The organism is Streptomyces sparsus (genome assembly GCF_054776295.1).
In genome coordinates this window covers 1-1,163 of record NZ_BAAHCA010001244.1, presented here as the reverse complement: position 1 = coordinate 1,163, position 1,163 = coordinate 1, and the positions used below count along the sequence as shown (strand labels likewise).

Genomic DNA, 1,163 nt, shown 5'->3' with positions numbered 1-1,163 from the left:
CGGCCAGCCAGCGTCCCGCGGTGAGTTGCGGACGGGCGACCTCCGGCGGCTCCGGCGTCACCGCTCGCAGCTCCACCACCGCCCGGGCACCCCGGGAGCTGACGGTCGTCCGGCCGGTGCCGAAGGGCCCCGAGACCCCGGCGACACCGTCCAGCCGGGCGAGCTGCCCGGGATCGGCACCGTCCCTGGTGTGGAGCCAGACGTGGGCACCCTCGGACTGGGTGAAGACCCGCTGCCAGGGGTTGGCGGCGAAGCTGAACAGCGCGCCCGCCAGCAGCAGCGAGGCGATGATGCCCGCGGTGGCGAGCACGATGAACAGGGCCTCACCCCGGTGCGCCCGCAGGTCGGCGTGTGCCCAGCGCAGCGTGGCCCGCACGGTCAGTCCTTCAGCTCGAGCACGCCGGACACGCCGCCGCCGGGCGGCCTGCGGGTGCCGCCGGCGAGCGCCGCCTCGTCGACGATGCGTCCGTCGAAGAAGCTGATGACGCGGTCGGCGGCGCTGGCCATCCGGGCGTCGTGGGTGACGAGCAGGATCGTCTGGCCGCGCTGGTGGAAGCGCGACAGCAGCCGCAGCACCTCGCGGGTTCCCCTGCTGTCCAGGCTGCCGGCGGGTTCGTCGGCGAGCAGCACCGCCGGATGGTTGACGAGCGCCCTGGCCAGGGCGACGCGCTGCTGCTCGCCGCCTGACAGTTCGCCGGGCATCGACCGTTCCTTGCCCTCCAGCCCCAGCTCGGCGAGCAGCTCGGCCCGGCTCTCCCTCGCCGCCCGCGGGGAGGCCCCGGCGAGCAGGGCGGGCAGTTCGACGTTGTCGGCGACGCTGAGGTTGGAGACCAGGTTGAAGAACTGGAAGACGATGCCGATGCTGCGGCGCCGCAGTACGGCCCAGCGGGCCTCGCGGTAGGTGTCGACGCGGCGGCCGTCGAGCCACAGTTCCCCGCTGTCGGGCCGCTGGAGCCCGCCCAGCAGGTGCAGCAGGGTGGACTTGCCGGCGCCCGAGGGACCGGTGACGGCGACGAACTCCCCGGCCTGCACGCTGAGGTCCACCCCGCGCACCGCCGACACGGGTGTGCCCTCGCCGTGGTGGGTCTTGGTGAGCCCGACGGCACGCAGCAGCGGCTCCGGCCCGGGTCCGGCGGCCGTGGGTGCCGCGCCCGTCGGCTCCG

At 75.1% G+C, this 1,163-nt stretch carries 1 protein-coding gene and 1 pseudogene; both read right to left on the bottom strand.

The window, feature by feature from the left end; genetic code table 11:
* Positions 1-376 (bottom strand): annotated as a pseudogene (locus tag ACYVE9_RS27675) (ABC transporter permease); the annotation flags it as partial.
* A 2-nt stretch (positions 377-378) separates the two neighbouring features.
* Entirely contained in the window at positions 379-1,113 is a 735-nt protein-coding gene (locus tag ACYVE9_RS27670; protein ID WP_461030631.1) for an ABC transporter ATP-binding protein, read from the bottom strand.
* Positions 1,114-1,163: the final 50 nt, after the last annotated feature.